General features: G+C 58.4%; 16 protein-coding genes. 4 read left to right on the top strand and 12 right to left on the bottom strand.

Annotated features, from left to right (window positions below; translation table 11 throughout):
- Positions 1–248 precede the first annotated feature (248 nt).
- The 3 genes from metA to INF37_RS13605 all read left to right on the top strand — a co-directional run bounded on the left by metA (position 249) and on the right by INF37_RS13605 (position 2,521).
- Positions 249–1,163: a homoserine O-acetyltransferase MetA gene (metA, locus tag INF37_RS13615; RefSeq protein ID WP_193538859.1), complete on the top strand. Its 915-nt coding sequence runs from the start codon at positions 249–251 to the stop codon at positions 1,161–1,163.
- Between the two features lie 528 nt (positions 1,164–1,691).
- Positions 1,692–2,036: a DUF134 domain-containing protein gene (locus INF37_RS13610; protein WP_101691086.1), complete on the top strand. Its 345-nt coding sequence runs from the start codon at positions 1,692–1,694 to the stop codon at positions 2,034–2,036.
- A 74-nt stretch (positions 2,037–2,110) separates the two neighbouring features.
- A complete protein-coding gene (locus tag INF37_RS13605; RefSeq protein ID WP_193538857.1) occupies positions 2,111–2,521 on the top strand; it encodes a NifB/NifX family molybdenum-iron cluster-binding protein in 411 nt (136 codons plus the stop codon).
- 33 nt (positions 2,522–2,554) lie between these two features.
- On the opposite strand, the gene spoVAC is transcribed toward INF37_RS13605, so the two are convergent.
- On the bottom strand, positions 2,555–2,998 hold the full coding sequence (gene spoVAC, locus INF37_RS13600; protein WP_101691084.1) for a stage V sporulation protein AC: 444 nt from the start codon (positions 2,996–2,998) through the stop codon (positions 2,555–2,557).
- A gap of 228 nt (positions 2,999–3,226) precedes the next feature.
- On the opposite strand from spoVAC, the gene INF37_RS13595 reads away from it, so the two are divergent.
- Entirely contained in the window at positions 3,227–3,607 is a 381-nt protein-coding gene (locus INF37_RS13595) for a hypothetical protein (RefSeq protein WP_193538855.1), read from the top strand.
- A 64-nt stretch (positions 3,608–3,671) separates the two neighbouring features.
- Here the strand turns inward: INF37_RS13595 and INF37_RS13590 are convergent, their stop codons facing one another.
- The 11 genes from INF37_RS13590 to INF37_RS13540 form a co-directional block, all read right to left on the bottom strand.
- Positions 3,672–5,501, bottom strand: coding sequence for an LTA synthase family protein (locus INF37_RS13590; protein WP_193538853.1), 1,830 nt, complete (start codon positions 5,499–5,501; stop codon positions 3,672–3,674).
- Between the two features lie 130 nt (positions 5,502–5,631).
- Entirely contained in the window at positions 5,632–6,345 is a 714-nt protein-coding gene (locus tag INF37_RS13585) for a V-type ATP synthase subunit D (protein WP_193538851.1), read from the bottom strand.
- Between the two features lie 3 nt (positions 6,346–6,348).
- Entirely contained in the window at positions 6,349–7,731 is a 1,383-nt protein-coding gene (locus INF37_RS13580) for a V-type ATP synthase subunit B (protein ID WP_193538849.1), read from the bottom strand.
- Positions 7,728–9,503, bottom strand: coding sequence for a V-type ATP synthase subunit A (locus INF37_RS13575; protein WP_186964292.1), 1,776 nt, complete (start codon positions 9,501–9,503; stop codon positions 7,728–7,730). The genes INF37_RS13580 and INF37_RS13575 overlap by 4 nt, the downstream gene beginning before the upstream one ends.
- 77 nt (positions 9,504–9,580) lie before the next feature.
- Entirely contained in the window at positions 9,581–9,895 is a 315-nt protein-coding gene (locus INF37_RS13570; RefSeq protein ID WP_186964293.1) for a V-type ATP synthase subunit F, read from the bottom strand.
- Positions 9,882–10,883: a V-type ATPase subunit gene (locus tag INF37_RS13565; RefSeq protein ID WP_235964348.1), complete on the bottom strand. Its 1,002-nt coding sequence runs from the start codon at positions 10,881–10,883 to the stop codon at positions 9,882–9,884. The genes INF37_RS13570 and INF37_RS13565 overlap by 14 nt, the downstream gene beginning before the upstream one ends.
- A 33-nt stretch (positions 10,884–10,916) precedes the next feature.
- On the bottom strand, positions 10,917–11,516 hold the full coding sequence (locus INF37_RS13560; protein WP_193538847.1) for a V-type ATP synthase subunit E: 600 nt from the start codon (positions 11,514–11,516) through the stop codon (positions 10,917–10,919).
- A 38-nt stretch (positions 11,517–11,554) separates the two neighbouring features.
- The gene (locus tag INF37_RS13555; protein WP_346727989.1) at positions 11,555–12,073 is read right to left on the bottom strand and encodes a V-type ATP synthase subunit K; all 519 of its coding nucleotides are present in this window, start codon (positions 12,071–12,073) and stop codon (positions 11,555–11,557) included.
- Between the two features lie 30 nt (positions 12,074–12,103).
- A complete protein-coding gene (locus INF37_RS13550) occupies positions 12,104–14,038 on the bottom strand; it encodes a V-type ATP synthase subunit I (protein ID WP_101691076.1) in 1,935 nt (644 codons plus the stop codon).
- Positions 14,038–14,385 carry a hypothetical protein gene (locus INF37_RS13545; protein ID WP_235964346.1) on the bottom strand — a complete coding sequence of 116 codons (348 nt, stop codon included), beginning with the start codon at positions 14,383–14,385 and terminating at the stop codon, positions 14,038–14,040. Before INF37_RS13545 ends, INF37_RS13550 begins: the two co-directional genes overlap by 1 nt.
- Before the next feature lie 369 nt (positions 14,386–14,754).
- Positions 14,755–15,843, bottom strand: coding sequence for a putative glycoside hydrolase (locus INF37_RS13540; protein WP_186964295.1), 1,089 nt, complete (start codon positions 15,841–15,843; stop codon positions 14,755–14,757).
- Positions 15,844–15,853 lie beyond the last annotated feature (10 nt).

The raw sequence follows: 15,853 nt of genomic DNA, 5'->3' as shown, positions 1-15,853 counted from the left end.
TTCCGCTCGGTTTCTTCTCACTTTTCGACTCGTTTCAGTGCCCTCTCGTGAGGCGCTCAGATAGAATACCACCCCACACCGCTTTTGTCAACACCTTTTTTCACTTTTTCTTTCCTTTTTTCGTTTTCCCCTTCTCTCCCCTTAATTACTATATAAGAGAAATGGACATTGCGCCTCTTTTTGAAGTGTGCTACTCTATATAAGTATTCCTATCAAACTCGAACCGGACAGAAAGGTAGATGTCGCCCATGCCAATTCGTATTCCTGATTCTCTTCCCGCTCGCACCACCCTTGAGGGAGAAAACATCTTTGTCATGACGGAATATCGGGCGATGCATCAGGATATCCGCCCGCTGAATGTTCTGATCCTGAACCTGATGCCCACGAAGATCGTGACCGAGACCCAAATCCTGCGAAAGCTCTCCAACACTCCGCTTCAGATCCAGGTTGAGCTTCTTCAGACCAGCAGCTATGTCTCCCGCCACACCGATGAATCCCACCTCTCTTCTTTCTATACGACCTTCTCCCAGGTGAAGGACCGGAAGTTTGACGGCATGATCATCACTGGCGCTCCGGTGGAGAATATGGAATTTGACCAGGTGGATTACTGGCCGGAGCTCTGTGAGATCATGGAGTGGAGCCGTACCCACGTGCATTCCACACTTCATATCTGCTGGGGAGCCCAGGCAGGACTGTATTTCCATCACGGAATTCAAAAGCGCAGTCTCCCCAAAAAGCTCTTTGGTGTCTATGCGCACAAGGTACTCAAGCCCAGCTCTCCCCTGTTCCGCGGATTTGACGATGTCTTTTTTGCCCCTAACTCCCGCTATACCGAGGTATGGGCAGATGATATCCTGAGCCGCCCCGAGCTGGAGCTCATCGCCACGTCAGAGCAGGCCGGTGTATTTGCCGTCAAAACCCAGGACAGTCGCCGGTTCTATATCATGGGGCATCCGGAATATGATCCGGATACCCTGGCCAAGGAGTATCGACGGGATGTAGAAAAGGGCTTGGATATTGATGTTCCCGCCAACTACTTCCCCGACAATGATCCCAGTCGTCCTCCCATTGTACGCTGGCGCTCTGCCGGACAGCTGCTCTACACGAACTGGCTGAATTACTACGTATATCAGACCACGCCATACGATATTCGGGAGATCTGATTCGGAAATCCGAAATATAAAACACAACCCCCCAGCCATCCATCGTGGCTGGGGGGCTACTTCTGATTCTGGATTTCCGTCATGTCTCAACCTCTTGCTTTCTACAGATTTGCGCTTGCTGAGATCCTTGCTGGTGAAGTGTTCCTCGCCTTTGCAGTTACCCAAAAACTTCTTCTACGCTAAGTCTTCCTTCAACGATATTTCGCTTCCGGGGCTTTGGCGCTTTTTCTCACACACGTGAGGTAGTTTGGAACTTGTGACGTCTGGATCTTCTCTTGCCTGGATCACTTGCGCTGCTATGGATCTTCCTTTTCGGATCGATCCACGGAAAGGATTTTTCTGTCCTAGTACATTGGACTCTCTCCTTTCTTTCTGGCTATATTGTACTATTGTTTTCCCGTTTTGTCAATGCCTTTTTAGAAATATCATCTAAAATCTTGTGCACATGTCCCCCATTGACTTTTCACTGTGCTCTTCTCTATAATGACCATAAAAGCGATTTCCCCAAACACAAAGGAGGTCTGTCTCATGGCACGCCCAATCAAACGCAGGCGGATCTGTCAGCTGCCCAAAGTGGTGGAGTTTGTGCCGCTCCAATCCTGTACCGGTCAGATTGACATGACGATCGATGAATACGAGGCCATCCGCCTCATTGACCACCTGGGCCTTTCTCAGGAGGAGTGTGCCCAGCAAATGAAGGTTGCCCGCACTACCGTGCAGGCTATTTATGAATCCGCCCGGTACAAACTGGCGGAAGCTCTGGTCTGCGGAAAACGGCTTTCCATCCGCGGCGGCGTCTATGACCTCTGTCCCCATGCCCATGGCTGCTGTGGAAAGCCCTGCCCACGCCGCCAGAACAACGAGGAGCGCTGAGCCTTTTATTTATTGACTTATGTCAGAAACAGGTGTACAATACGTATATCAGCTAAAAAATAGGAGGCATTGGCATGAACATCGCGGTCACCTATGAAAACGGACAGATTTTTCAGCACTTCGGGCATTGCCAGCAGTTTAAGGTTTATGAGGTAGAGGGCACCCAGATCCTCTCCTCCAAGGTCATTGACGCCAACGGCAGCGGCCACGGCGCGCTGGCCGGTTTCCTTCAGCAGCACGGAGTTAATGTTCTTATCTGCGGCGGCATCGGCGGCGGCGCACGTACGGCGCTGGCCCAGGCCGGGATTCAGCTTTACCCCGGCGCTTCCGGCAGCGCAGATGAAAATATGGCGGCCCTTCTGGCCGGTGCTCTCCGCTACGATCCCAATACGGTCTGCTCCCACCACCATCACGAGGAGGGCCATACCTGCGGCGAGCACGGATGCGGCGAGCATCATCACGACTGTTCTCATCACGAGCATTAAAAAAATCCGCCCTTATCAAAAGGGCGGATTTTTTTAGTTCAATCCAAAGAGGACCAGCAGCAGGCCATATGCCACGCTGGCGCTAATACCGAATACCAACACCGGCCCCGCAATGGTAAACATTTTGGCTGCCACACCGGTCACCAGTCCTTCGCTTTTGAATTCCAGTGCCGGGGAGACCATGGCATTTGCAAATCCCGTAATGGGGACCAGCGTTCCGGCGCCAGCCCGTTTGGCCAGCTTATCAAAGGTCCCCAGTCCGGTCAGAAGAGCCGCCAAAAAGATCAAGGTAATGGATACCGCGCCTCCGGCAGCATCCGCATCCATGCCCCGGCTCATATAAAACTGCCGCAGTCCCTGCCCTCCGGCACAGATTAGCCCGCCCACCAAAAAGGCCCATATCAGGTCTTTCCAGAGGGGCGACCGCCCCGCTTTTGCTTTGACATAGGCCCCGTATTCCCGGTTGGTCATATCCATTTGCGCATCCTCCTTTGTTCTTGCTTTTAGTGTGGGCCAACTCTTATTTTTTATACAGCTGATCTTCATTCTTTTGTCAGGTTTCTTTCTAATTCTTTGATAAAGTATGATACTTTCTTACGGAAGGATAAAGGTTGCTGGAAAGCCCTTGTCATTGCGCATACCATGTGATATCTTGTGCCCACCGGTGTCCTTGTACCGGTCATTTCAATATTAGGAAGTGATCTTATGCTCAGAAGAAAGGTTCCCTTTCTCCTTGCAGGTTGTCTTGTCCTCAGTCTGGCGTTAAGTTCCTGCAGTATTCCTGCACTGGGAGGGGGCACTCCCTCTCCTTCTCCCTCCGCATCACTCCCCGCAGACACCCCAGCTCCCTCCAGCACCCCGGAGCTTGAAACCGAAACTGTAACCGGCACATTCTATCTAGTGGATAGCGAATTGGATTATATGGTTCTTGCCTCCGGTGATAGCTATTTTCAATTCAACCTCAATGGTGTCGATATCTCCCATGTAGCTCCCGGCGACCGCGTCGTCGTTACATATACCGGCACATTGGATGCTGATTCGGAGAAAATCACTGCCGATCTGGTCTCCGTGGAGCGTGCCTCATAACTCTCTTTCCCCCTCTTTGACATGGAGCGGCGCATTCCGAATCGGAATGCGCCGCTCCATCCGTTTATCCGTCGCTCTGGCGTCTTCCAAAGAGCGCGTCCTGCCGCTCTTCCCCGCCAAAGAGATTGTTATACTGGACCCGTTCATAGTCCTGGATCCATTCCGTGTACCCATTGCTCTCCAAATGGCTGTACGCCTTTCCCTGGGTATCCCAATATCCCGGGAAGGACAACGCAGGCACGCTCTCCTGCATCTGCCACAGGAAATTCCCATACAGGCTGCTCTCGATTCCGGCATACCGCAGCACATGCTGCCCCAAAAAGTTCAGGCTGGTGATCTCAGGCCCCTTCTGGGGAAGGGGATAATTGGCCCAGATCACAAAGGGCACCTGGAATTTCCCCATGTACTGCTCCATGGTCATCTCACTCTGTGTCACACCATAGGCCTTATCCAGGAAGGCCTGTTCCACGGACGGCTGGTGGTCTCCAAACATGACCACCAGCGTGGGCTCCTCCATCTGCTCCAGATAGGAGATGAGCTGGGCAAAGGCCTCATCCGTCTTATTCGCCAGGGTCAGATACTGCTCTGCCATGGGATAAATCCCCGGCTCATCGGTCAAGGTCACCTCGGCGGGATAGTCCTCCACCGTGTAGCTCCCGTGGTTCTGAATGGTCACGTTGAAGAGGAACAGGGGTTTCCCCTCCTCCTTGTGCTCCAGTTCCCAGATCAGCTGGGCAAAGTCCGAGGCATCGCTCACATACCCATGCTCCTCCGTCTGGGGCACATCCATATCCTCTCTGCATTTAAAGGTGTCGAAGCCCAGGCGGGGGTAGGCGATATTTCTCTGCCAGGACGTTCTGGCCCCCGGATGAAAGGCCCGGGTCTCATAGCCGTTCTCCCGCAGGAGGGAAGCCATGGAGTCGGTAGGGCCCAGCACATACTGCTGATAGGGGATGCTGCCCGAGGGCAGGAAGGCCATGGAGTTGCCGGTCAAAAACTCAAATTCACTGGCGCTGGTACCGGCACCGAAGACCGAGGCATATGCCTTTCCCCGGATCGTATTGTCCAGAGAATCAATGTAGTCGGTCAAACTCTCGCTGAGGGATAGGTTTCCAAAGGATTCAAAATCCGCCCAGGACTCATTCATGATGGCGATGATATTGGGGTGTTCCACGTTTACTGCCGCAGAGGGCACCTCGTCCGCTCCCTCCACAATGGCCGAGACTCGCTCCGCCGTGGTATCCTCCGGGGGCGTTACCTGCATAAATTCGGTATTGCGCAGAAATACAGCCACCGCTCCGCCATTGCGGTACGCCCCGGTCTGGTCCCATACGTCGGTCTCCACACCGAAGACGGCCAGGCACTGGGGCTGAAGCACCGGGAACAGGCACAGCCCGCCCAACAGCAGACCGCCCAGCCGAAGGGGCAGACTGCGGCGGCTGGGACGGAAGGTGCCCCCTCGAATCTGATGGCGCAGTCCCCAGATCAGCAGCGCCATGATTGCCATAGCCGCGGCCATCTGCCAGGTCAGCGTATACCGATAGCTTCCCGCTACTGCCGCCGCAGTGCCCAGCGCGGTGAAATCCCAGGGCAGAATGGGAGTCCCACGGAACACGGACACAAAGTAGTTGGCCGCTCCCCACAGCCCTGCCGCGGCGTGCAGCACGATGCAGCAGATGGCCGGATAGCCGGAAATGGCGCAGGCGAGCCAATAGAGCCCGGCCAGGCACGCCGTATTGGCCAGCGTGATCCCCACCCCCATCTTCCAGGGCATGGCCCCCAGGATAAACTGCATGAGCCAGAAGGCGCTCAGGGGCGGCAGGAGCAGCAGGGCAGCTTTGCCAAAATAAGTTCCAATTTTCTTTGTTTGATTCGATATCTGAACTGTTTGCATTCGAAATTCTCCCATATTTCTTTTCGTGGCAGGAGTCGTCATTATACACCCATTTGCCCTTCCTGTCAAAATGGGACAAAAAAACACACCGGCATTTCGGTTTGAAATACCGGTGTGTCTGTGCCTGGGATCAGATTTCCTCCGCCTGGCCGAGGTGTCCTCCGGATGCCTCGATGGCACGGCGGGTCTCTTCCTGCCGCTCCTCGATGGCTTCCTTCAGAAGCATATCCTTCACCTTCATCAGACGAATGGTGGTGGCGCGTTCATTTTCATCCAGCTTCATGGAGATATACTTGATGGCCTCCTGCATCTGAGGGATCTTGACATACTCCAGCGCGTTGACGCGGCGGCGGGTCTTTTCGATCTCCTCTGCCAGGAGCTGACTGGTCTTTTCGATCTCAGCCAGCTTGAGCATATCCTGAAAGACGGATGCCATGCTGTCTACGGCGTCATCCAGTTCGCCGGAAGTGGTGGCAAAGCCGTAGGGATAGACCTCTCCGGGGTCCTCGCTCTTGGTCTTGAAGTGGTAGACGGGCACATTGACCGACATGATGTTCTGGAAGCTCATATCCAGCTCCACACTCTGCTTGGGGTAGAGCAGGGACTGCTCCAGCATCTCGCCGGACATGAGGGCCGAGGCCACCGTAAAGGAGCCATAGGCCTCCATGAGGGCGTCTTCCACCTTTTTGCGCAGGGCCCGGTTTTCCCGCACCACATCCAGAAACTGCTTCATCAGCTCGTCGCGCTTGTCTTTGAGCAGTTTATGGCCCCGGACAGCTGTCTTGAGCCGGCCCTTCAGCCGGGTCAGTTCCATGCGGGTGGGGTTCACGTTGATGGCCGGCATGCGTTATCCCTCCTTTTTCGGGAGGTACTTTTCGATAAACTCCGGCTTGATGCGCTTGAGCTCGGCGGGGGGCAGAATGGAGAGCAGCTCCCAGCCCAGATCCAGGGTCTCCTGGATGGTCCGGTTGGTCTCATTGCCCTGAGAGACATAGCGCTTCTCGAACTCATCTGCAAACTTGGCGTACAGCAGATCGATGGGACTCAGAGCCGCCTCGCCCAGAATGGACATCAGCTCCTTGTTCTCCTTACCGGTGGAGTACGCGGCAAAGAGCTGGTTCATGGTACCAGAGTGGTCCTCACGGGTCTTGCCCACGCCGATGCCCTTGTCCTTCAGACGGGACAGGGAGGGCAATACATCCACAGGCGGGTTGATGCCCTTGCGGAAGAGCTCACGGCTCAGGATGATCTGTCCCTCGGTGATATAGCCGGTCAGGTCGGGGATGGGGTGGGTCTTGTCGTCCTCCGGCATGGTCAGAATGGGGATCAGGGTGATGGAGCCGGGCTTGCCCAGCTGACGGCCGGCGCGCTCGTAGATGGTCGCCAGGTTGGTGTAGAGGTAGCCGGGATAGCCGCGGCGGCCCGGGACCTCCTTCTTGGCGGCCGAAACCTCACGCAGCGCCTCGGCGTAGTTGGTGATATCGGTCAGGATGACCAGTACGTGCATGCCCTTCTCAAAGGCCAGGTACTCGGCGGCCGTCAGCGCCATACGCGGGGTGGCGATACGCTCGACGGCGGGGTCATTGGCCAGGTTGGTGAAGAGGACGGTACGGTCGATGGCGCCGGTGCGCTTAAACTCCTGCACGAAGAAGTCGGACTCCTCAAAGGTGATGCCGATGGCGGCAAACACCACGGCGAAGTTGCCCGCGTCGTCGCCCAGCACCTTGGCCTGACGGGCGATCTGGGCAGCCAGAGCCGCGTGGGGCAGACCGGAGCCGGAGAAGATGGGTAGCTTCTGCCCGCGGACCAGGGTATTCAGGCCGTCGATGGTGGAGATACCGGTCTGGATAAACTCGTTGGGGTAGTCACGGGCGGCGGGGTTCATGGCCAGGCCATTGATGTCCCGGTGCTCCTCCGCCAGGATCTCGGGGCCGCCGTCGATGGGACGGCCCATGCCGTTGAACACGCGTCCCAGCATATCGCCGGACACGCCCAGCTCCAGGGGATGGCCCAGGAAACGGATCTTGGAGTCCTTCAGGTTGATGCCGGCGCTGGCCTCAAAGAGCTGGACCACCGCGTTGTCGCCGTTGACCTCCAGCACCTGGCAGCGGCGGACGGTGCCGTCGGGCAGCTCAATCTCGCCCAATTCGTCGTAGGCGACGCCCTGCACTTTCTTGACCACCATCAGAGGACCGTTGACCTCCTGGATCGTTTTATATTCCCGGATCATACGTCCAGTCCTCCTTTCTCGGCACATGCGTCGATCTCACTGGCCATGCTGCGGGCGATATCGGCGTAGACCTCCACATACTGGTCCGCCTCGGCGCTCTTGGCGCGGCCGATCCGCTCCCGGGCAGGGATGGCAAAGAGATCCACCGTCTGGGCGCCCTTCTCGATGGCGGCGCGGCACAGGCGGTCATAGCTCAGAATCAGGGAGAGCAGCTTCTCCTGCCGGTCATAGCTGGAGTAGCTGTCGATGTCCACAAAGGCGTTCTGCTGGAGGAAGTCCTCCCGTACCATCTTGGCCGTCTCCAGAGTCAGCTGGTCGCTGGGCGAGAGGGAATCCTTGCCCACCAGCTGCACGATCTCGTTCAGGCTGGCCTCCTCCTGAAGGATGGACATGGCCTTCTCACGGTCCACCAGGAACTCCTTGCCCAGCTTCTCGTCAAACCAAGGCTTGAGGGAGTCCAGATACAGGGAGTAAGAGTTGAGCCAGTTGATGGCCGGGAAGTGGCGCTTGTACGCCAGGGAGGAATCCAGGGCCCAGAACACCTTGACGATGCGCATGGTGGCCTGGGAGACGGGCTCGGACAGGTCGCCGCCGGGAGGCGAGACTGCGCCTACGGCGGTCAGAGAACCTCTGCGGTCCTCATCGGAGCCGATGCACTCCACCATACCGGCACGCTCATAGAACTGCGCCAGACGGGAGGAGAGGTAGGCGGGGTAGCCTTCTTCGCCGGGCATCTCTTCCAGACGGCCCGACATCTCACGCAGGGCCTCGGCCCAGCGGGAGGTGGAGTCGGCGATGACGGCCACGTCATAGCCCATGTCACGGAAGTACTCGGCGATGGTGATACCGGTGTAGATGGAGGCCTCACGGGCGGCCACGGGCATATCGGAGGTATTGGCGATAAGCACCGTGCGCTTCATCAGGGACTCGCCGGTACGGGGGTCCTTCAGCTCGGGGAACTCCCGCAGCACGTCGGTCATCTCATTGCCGCGCTCGCCGCAGCCGATGTAGACCACGATGTCCACATCCGCCCACTTGGCCAGCTGGTGCTGCACCACGGTCTTGCCCGAGCCGAAGGGGCCGGGCACGGCGGCGGTACCGCCCTTGGCGATGGGGAACATGGTGTCGATGATGCGCTGGCCGGAGCACAGGGGCGCTTTGGGGGGATACTTGTGCTTATAGGGGCGTCCCACACGGACGGGCCACTTCTGCACCATGGTGAGGGAGACGCTCTCACCCTTATCGGTCTTGAGGACCGCCACGGTCTCCTCCACGGTGTAGTCGCCGGCCGCAACCACCATCTCCAGCGTACCGCTCATCTTGGGGGGAATCATGATCTTGTGGAGCACCACGCTGGTCTCCTGGACCGTTCCGATCACGTCGCCGCCCTGGACCTTGTCGCCCACCTTGGCCACGGGGGTGAAGGCCCACTTCTTCTCCCGGCTCAGAGCCGGGACCTCGATTCCGCGAGTGATGTTGGCGCCCGCCTTGTGCATGATCTCCTCCAGCGGACGCTGGATACCGTCGTAGATATTTTCAATGAGGCCGGGCCCCAGCTCCACCGCCAGGGGGGAGCCGGTGGTAATCACCTCGGCGCCAGGCCCCAGACCGGAGGTCTCCTCGTAGACCTGGATGGAGGCGGAATCCCCGTTCATATTCAGGATCTCGCCGATCAGACGCTGTTCGCCCACGCGGACCACGTCGGCCATGTTGGCGTTTTCCATCCCGGTGGCTACCACCAGAGGACCGGAAACCTTAACAACTTTGCCCATTCGGTTTCAACCTTCTTTCAAGGCAGATTTCAAACTCATTGCCTCTCCGCCGGAGAGGACTTTTCCGCCGCGGCTTTTTACAGGATATCCGCGCCAACGGCCCGTTCCACCGCGCTTTTCACATTGGCCATACCGATCCCCAGGGAACCTTCCTTCCCGGGAATGAGGATGATCGCGGGTGTGAGCTCATCCTTGTAGCGGTTTACGTCGGCCTCCATCTGAGCAGCCGCCTGCTCGGTGAGATAGATCACCGCGTAATTTTCTCTGGCCAGGGCGTGGAGCACCCGGCGGGCCTCCTCCACGCTCTCCACCGGAAACACGTCCAGCCCCAGGGCCTTGAAGCCCAGAACGCTGTCCTTGTCTCCCAGTACTGCAATCTTATACATAGGCATCACGCAGCCTTTCCCGGATAATATCCGCGCTCAGACCGGCCATACGTCCGGAAAGGATGGTGCGGATGGCGGTGATCTCCGCCTCCCGGGCATAGAGGTAGCCAATGATCGGATGCTCTCCGAAGGGCACCCGTCGGGCCGTACACAGATAGGCGTTGACCGCATTGTCACAGGCCCGCTCAAACGCGGTGAAGGAGTGCCCCTGACCGGCCATCAGACCGGCACCCAGGGCGGCAGCCTCCGCCAGCGCCCCGCCCTGAAAGAGGGCGGTCAGCTCGCTGCTCTTGGTCTGGCACAGAGTGCTCTCCTCAATGCTGCCGCCGGGGACCAGGGCCAGGGCGAGAAAATCGCTCCCCTTCCCCATCCGGGCCGCGCGCACCACCGAGCGCAGGTTGGCCGCATCGGCCAGCAGGCGCACATAGCCGGTCAGGAAGGGACTTCCCACCGCCTTGGCCGCGCCGATCATTTCCTGAAAATAGGCCTTATCCAGGATGAAGTCGGCCAGCTGCGGGTCCTGGGTGGCGGCCAGCGTCTCCTTGGCCTTGCCCGCCGCCGTGCGGAAGATATCACTGTAATCCCGCAGCTCCTCCCGACGGAAATCGTCGGTCAGCTTGACCGGGGAGTACCGCCCTCCGCTGGAGAGGTAAAGTCCCGCGTCTACGCCCATGGCTTCCGCCTTGATGAGCGTCTTGATGTTGTGATAGTCGTATTTCATCTGAAATACATCGATGAGGTGCTTGTCTGGCACAGCCGTGCGCAGATCCTGATAGACCGCGTCCCGGGCTTTGGCCAGCACCTCGTCCAGCGCCGTTGCAGTGAGCCGGGAGAGCTCTCCATAGCCGCACTCGCTCAGGACCTTGGCGGCCTCCTCGTCCGTGCGTGCATCGATCATCCGCTCCATGCGCTCCCGGGTCAGCAGCCGGTTCTCCATGGCCCGCACCCGGGTGGAAATGCTGAGATAATCCGTGTCTTTCAACTTTTTGGACAAGACACTTCCTCCTTTCCCGTCTGGGGAGCGGAATCAAGCTCCTTCATGGAAGAGGACCTTGGCCACAGCAGCGTCCATCTCACGGCGCTGCATGCGGACCAGAGTCTCAAAGGTGCCGTTGACTTCCACATCTCCGTCGCTGAGGATGAAGCCGCCGCCGATGGGGCGGGTCTCCACCGCCAACGTCAGGTGTCCCCGCTCACCCAACAGTTCGTTTGCGCGGGTGACCGCCGCCTTTCCATAACGGGGCCGGTCCTTCTGCGAGAAGATGACCTGCTCACTCCCGGACTGGCTGGCCTTGGTAATCAGTTTGGCCAGCAGTTCCACATACTCCTGCTCCGGCAGGCTGAGAAGATCCTCCAGCGCCTTGCGGAAGGCCTCTTCCAGGACCTCCTGCTTGGCCGCCAGGATCAGCTTGCGGGCCTCCAGCTGTGCCACACTGGCCAGCCGCTCCTCCCGCTCTTCCGCCGTCTTGCGGCCCCGGGAGAGGATCTCCTCCGTCTCCTGGGTGCACCGCTGGTCGTACTCCGCGGCGATCTGAGCCGCTTCCGCCGCCGTCTGGGCCTGGATCTCTGCGATCTCCTGGTCCACGTCGGCATTGATGCGGCTGGTGATTTTATCGATTCCGTCCATGATGTCGTATACCGCCTTTCCACAGTGGGGCGTCCCGATCAGGCGCTGATGTTGATGATCATCAGCATGGAGGCCAGCAGGGACAGGATGGCATAGAACTCAACGGTGATGCACAGCACCATGCCCTTGGCCCAGTCGTCCGGCTTCTTGGCCAGAATGTTGATGGAGCCGGCAGCCACGCGGCCCTGCGCGATGGCGGAGAAGAGGCCGCCCAGCGCCATGGGGAGGCAGGCAAAGAGGTACTGCATGCCCTGGGCAATGGTCAGCTCAGGCAGGGTGCCGGAGAGCAGACCCATGCGGAAGATGGCGAAGAACCACACCACCAGACCATACAGGCCCTGGGTGCCGGGGATAACCTGAAGGATCATGACCTTACCAAACTTGGAAGGGTCCTCGCACAGCAGGCCGGTGCCGGCCTCACCGGCGATGCCGGTGCCCTTTGCCGAGCCGATGCCGCTCAAAACTGCCGCCAGGCCGGCGCCCAGCAGGGCCAGGGCCAGGCCGCCGATGCTGCCCAGGAAAGTCAGACTCTGCTGCAGCTCCATCAATGCATTCATATCAGTCATTGTTAGTTCCTCCTCAAACGATTACTCTTGAATATCCACAAATTTCGTGTTGATCTCCAGCGGTCGGAACGGCTTGCCGCCGTCCTGATAGAATTTTCCGAAGTACTCCAGGCACTGCAGACGCAGGTCATGGACGTAGCATCCCAGCAGGTTGAGCGCAAAGTTGAGCGCGTTGCCCGCCATGGAAATGATCACGAAGATCACCACATTTCCGGGGATGGCACCCAGTGTATTGAACACCTGGGCAATGACCGAACCGGCCAGCATCAGGGCCATCAGTCGGGAATAAGAGAGGATATCGCCAAAGTATCCGGTCACATGGTTATAAAGCGAGCCAAAGATCCCGGTGATCTTTCCAAATCCCTTGTTTGTGACCACCGGACCGGCTACCACCAGAATACCGCCAAGTGCCAGGACCAGAGGGGTCACGCCCAGGATGGCCAGGCCCGCTCCCACAAAGACCACCCACCAGGTGGCCTCTTCCCAGAGCGCGTCCATATACTGGCCCTCCTTCAGCTTTTTCACAAAGCTGATGAGCATACCCGCATTGATCTGTACAAAGCCCAGTACCATGGACCCCACCAGGATCTGCAAGGTGTTGTCCAGCGGTGTGAACAGGGGCTTCCAGAACCAGACGAACTGGCTTTCCGGGTTGATAACCTTGAGCAGCTGCGGGATAAAATCACCGAAGAAGCCGCCGGTCAGGGCGCCCATTACAAAGGTACTGATGCCGCACAGCCCCAGCAGGGCAAAGAAGTTGTGCATCCCGCCCTTTGGTCTGGCCTTCTTGAGTACGAATACCGAGGCCAGCATCATCAGCAGGCCGTAGCCCATATCCGCCATCATGATGCCGTAGAAGAGAATGAAGAAGGGCGCCATCAGCGGGTTGGGATCGATCCCGTTATAGGCCGGGAGCGAATACATCTCCGTGACCATGTTCAGCGGCCGGGTCAGCGCATTGTTCTTGAGCTTGACCGGAACGCTGGGATAGTCCTCTTCTGTGGGGTCCTCCGCCTGAAACGCACATCCGAAGGGCTCCAGTTTCTGCCGCAGGACATCCAGCGACTCGGCCGGGGCCCAGCCCTCCAGGAAGAAAGCGGTCTCGGTGTCCCGCAGACGGCTCTTGGCCTCCTCCCGGCGCACCTCCTGGGCAGCCCGGTCGGCACAGCGCTCCAGCGCTTCTCTGGCCCCCTTCTGGTCCGCAATACCGGCTTTTGCCGCTTCCAGCTCGCGCTCCAGTTCCGCCAGCGTCTCATCCAGCTTTCGGTCGTTTTCTCGGGCGGTGCCGGTCCAGCCCTTCAGGCTGGCCAGGGAGAAGCCGTAATCCTTGAGGACCTGATCCGCCGCTTCCTCCGCCGCCTTGTGGCAGGCAAAGAAGAGATAGTGGGCATTTTGATCGGCACTGATCTCGGTGAGCTGTACCAGATCCGTAACGCCCTTCAGCGCGCTCAGAAGCTCCTCCATGACCACCTTTCCGGGCACCGTGCCCAGGCGGATGGTCACCTCACGGGTCGAGGCCGTCTCCAACGGCAGATCCAGTCCGAGCCAGGGGGCGAGCGCCATCTTCTGGCTCTTCACCTTGCTCATCTCGGCATTGAGTCCCGTGATATGCTGCTCTGCCTCCACGAGCTTGTGCGCTGTATCCAGTGCGGCCCGGTATGCCTCCTCGTCAAACAGCTCCCGCTCGGAAATGACGGGCCGCGCCTTAAGCAGTCCGCCCTTTGCGGGAGCATATTTTTTGAGGATACCCAGGGCTGCCAAAGCGGCCGCGCTGGCCTCTCTGGCCTCGTTGAGCGCCCGGTCATCCGGCCGGGAAAGGCCCTGCCAGGCCGCGCCCTCCAGATCGGAGGGCTCATCGATCTCCACACAGCCTGCCCGCTGGAGTACCCGGAGAATCTCTTCTCTGTCTGACCGCATGCCAAAGAGGCGAATCCGCTTCATTTTGACGATGGACATCAGACATTCACAACCCTTCTGACAATGAGTGCCGCGGCATCCGCCAGTCGGCCCTCAGCCTCCTGCCGGAGCGCGTCGCAGGCCTGCCTGGTCTCGGCCAGCACCTGCTCCGTGTGTTTGGAGGCACGCTCTTCGGCCTCCTGCAAAAATCCCTTCACCTGCGCCTCAGCCTGCATCCGGGCGGAGCTCAAACGCTCCTCCCCGGCGCGGCGGGCGTCCGCGACGGTCTTTTTCGCCTGCGCCAGTGCCTCGTTCTTGCGCTGCTGCGCCAGCGTCTCGGCCTCTGTCACCTGCTTGATTCCCTCCAAAGACATATCTTCACCGCCTTTCTTTTGGTCGTATTCCATAATAAACCATCCTGATTATATTGAAATCATACTCGAACTGTCTATAAAATGCAAGTTCAATTTTCCAACCGAATCGTTGTAGTACCTGTCTTTTTTTGCAACTAAACCATTCAGTATACTTCTTATTTTTGTTAAATTTTTGACTATTGGGTCTGTTTTTTGTGCAATCAAACCCTTTCTATCTCCCAGGCTTTTCGCCATATAGAAATTCCCGCATCTTTTTTGTGCATTTTGTATACTCATCAGTTTATTTTCCCAAAGTGTCCCTGCCCTGGAGCACTCACAGTGTTCCCGCTCTTTCCCCCTTCCACACACGTTTCCCCGCAAAAAAGACGGCGGCATGGAGATCCATGCCGCCGTCTTACCAATTTACGGTTCCGTTGTGTTCAAATTCGCCCAGGCCTCACCGGCTCCGCCTGCCGTCCCCAGGATGGGGACCAGCTTCTCCTCTGCGCCGGTGCCGCCCAGTGCCTCTGCCGCCGCGGTCAGGGACACCTCTCCCAGGTCTACCCAGATACGATCCGCATGTTCCGCCAGTGCTGCTGCGCTCTGACCGCTGACTGCATCCTGGCCGGATACCAGCACCTCGCCCTCGGTGCGAATGGAGAGCTTTACGTCCGGATAGGCCGCCAGCGCCGTCTCTACCTGGGTATAAAAAGCGGTGATGGTCTCCTGGAACTTACTCTGGTCATAGTTCTCTCCCCGCTTGATATACTCCAAATGGCCCTGGACGGGATAGGCGCTGTTGTCCAGCAGGATCTCATCAAATCCCAGCTCTGCAAGCTCCACGCACACATCCACGATATAGGCCCGTGCCTCCTCGCTGCTGGGGCTCATCCAGCGCAGGTCATCCTGGTCCCGCCAGTTGTAGCCGCTGTTTGTCTTGACCCCCAGAGCCGGCACCGCATAGGGCACCTTATTGTCCCGGAAGCAGGATACCCGGGCCACCGTGTAGACGTTTCCGGCATTCCAGTTCTCAATGGCCTGATTGAGCTCCGGATCCGAGGCGGATGCCCCCGCCTGCTTGGCCAGCTCCAGGTTCGAGACATAGCCAAGGGTCCCATCATCGGCCTTCATATCAAATACCGCAGTATTGGCTCCCGCCTCCCCCAGCAGAGCCGGTGCCGTCCCGTCCTTCAGCGCGCTGCGGGGCAGCAGGGCCGCCTGTGTGGGCGGCTCCGGCGTGGGAGTCGGCGTGGGGGTCGGGGTAGGAGCAGTGGTCACCACCACCGGCTCGCTCACTTCCGGCTCGGGCAGGACTTCATCCCCTCCAAAAAACGGGAGGGAGAGGTGGGCCCCATCGCTGGAAAAGGCCAGGTGATTCTCCTGCAAAAAGAAGAGTCCCAGCACCAGCAGCAGCACCACTGCCAACACCGCAATGATGACTTTCAGTACGCCCTGCCCTCGGGAGCGGCCATGATAGCCTCCGTATCCATACCGGTTTCCTCGCCTTGCCATGTCTGATTCC

Origin of the sequence: Pseudoflavonifractor gallinarum (assembly GCF_014982855.1) — a bacterium.
GTDB classification, from domain to species: domain Bacteria; phylum Bacillota; class Clostridia; order Oscillospirales; family Oscillospiraceae; genus Pseudoflavonifractor_A; species Pseudoflavonifractor_A gallinarum.
Note: the sequence above shows the minus strand (reverse complement) of the source record. Positions and strands in the feature narration are given on the sequence as shown.

What these genes read in the sequence shown, in the direction of transcription:
- INF37_RS13545 (WP_235964346.1), bottom strand. Translation starts at nt 14,385, where the DNA reads ATGGAATACGACCAAAAGAAAGGCGGTGAAGATATGTCTTTGGAGGGA.
- metA (WP_193538859.1), top strand. Translation starts at nt 249, where the DNA reads ATGCCAATTCGTATTCCTGATTCTCTTCCCGCTCGCACCACCCTTGAG.
- INF37_RS13595 (WP_193538855.1), top strand. Translation starts at nt 3,227, where the DNA reads ATGCTCAGAAGAAAGGTTCCCTTTCTCCTTGCAGGTTGTCTTGTCCTC.
- spoVAC (WP_101691084.1), bottom strand. Translation starts at nt 2,998, where the DNA reads ATGGATATGACCAACCGGGAATACGGGGCCTATGTCAAAGCAAAAGCG.
- INF37_RS13580 (WP_193538849.1), bottom strand. Translation starts at nt 7,731, where the DNA reads ATGATCCGGGAATATAAAACGATCCAGGAGGTCAACGGTCCTCTGATG.
- INF37_RS13605 (WP_193538857.1), top strand. Translation starts at nt 2,111, where the DNA reads ATGAACATCGCGGTCACCTATGAAAACGGACAGATTTTTCAGCACTTC.
- INF37_RS13540 (WP_186964295.1), bottom strand. Translation starts at nt 15,843, where the DNA reads ATGGCAAGGCGAGGAAACCGGTATGGATACGGAGGCTATCATGGCCGC.
- INF37_RS13610 (WP_101691086.1), top strand. Translation starts at nt 1,692, where the DNA reads ATGGCACGCCCAATCAAACGCAGGCGGATCTGTCAGCTGCCCAAAGTG.
- INF37_RS13590 (WP_193538853.1), bottom strand. Translation starts at nt 5,501, where the DNA reads ATGCAAACAGTTCAGATATCGAATCAAACAAAGAAAATTGGAACTTAT.
- INF37_RS13575 (WP_186964292.1), bottom strand. Translation starts at nt 9,503, where the DNA reads ATGGGCAAAGTTGTTAAGGTTTCCGGTCCTCTGGTGGTAGCCACCGGG.
- INF37_RS13550 (WP_101691076.1), bottom strand. Translation starts at nt 14,038, where the DNA reads ATGTCCATCGTCAAAATGAAGCGGATTCGCCTCTTTGGCATGCGGTCA.
- INF37_RS13570 (WP_186964293.1), bottom strand. Translation starts at nt 9,895, where the DNA reads ATGCCTATGTATAAGATTGCAGTACTGGGAGACAAGGACAGCGTTCTG.
- INF37_RS13560 (WP_193538847.1), bottom strand. Translation starts at nt 11,516, where the DNA reads ATGGACGGAATCGATAAAATCACCAGCCGCATCAATGCCGACGTGGAC.
- INF37_RS13585 (WP_193538851.1), bottom strand. Translation starts at nt 6,345, where the DNA reads ATGCCGGCCATCAACGTGAACCCCACCCGCATGGAACTGACCCGGCTG.
- INF37_RS13555 (WP_346727989.1), bottom strand. Translation starts at nt 12,073, where the DNA reads ATGAATGCATTGATGGAGCTGCAGCAGAGTCTGACTTTCCTGGGCAGC.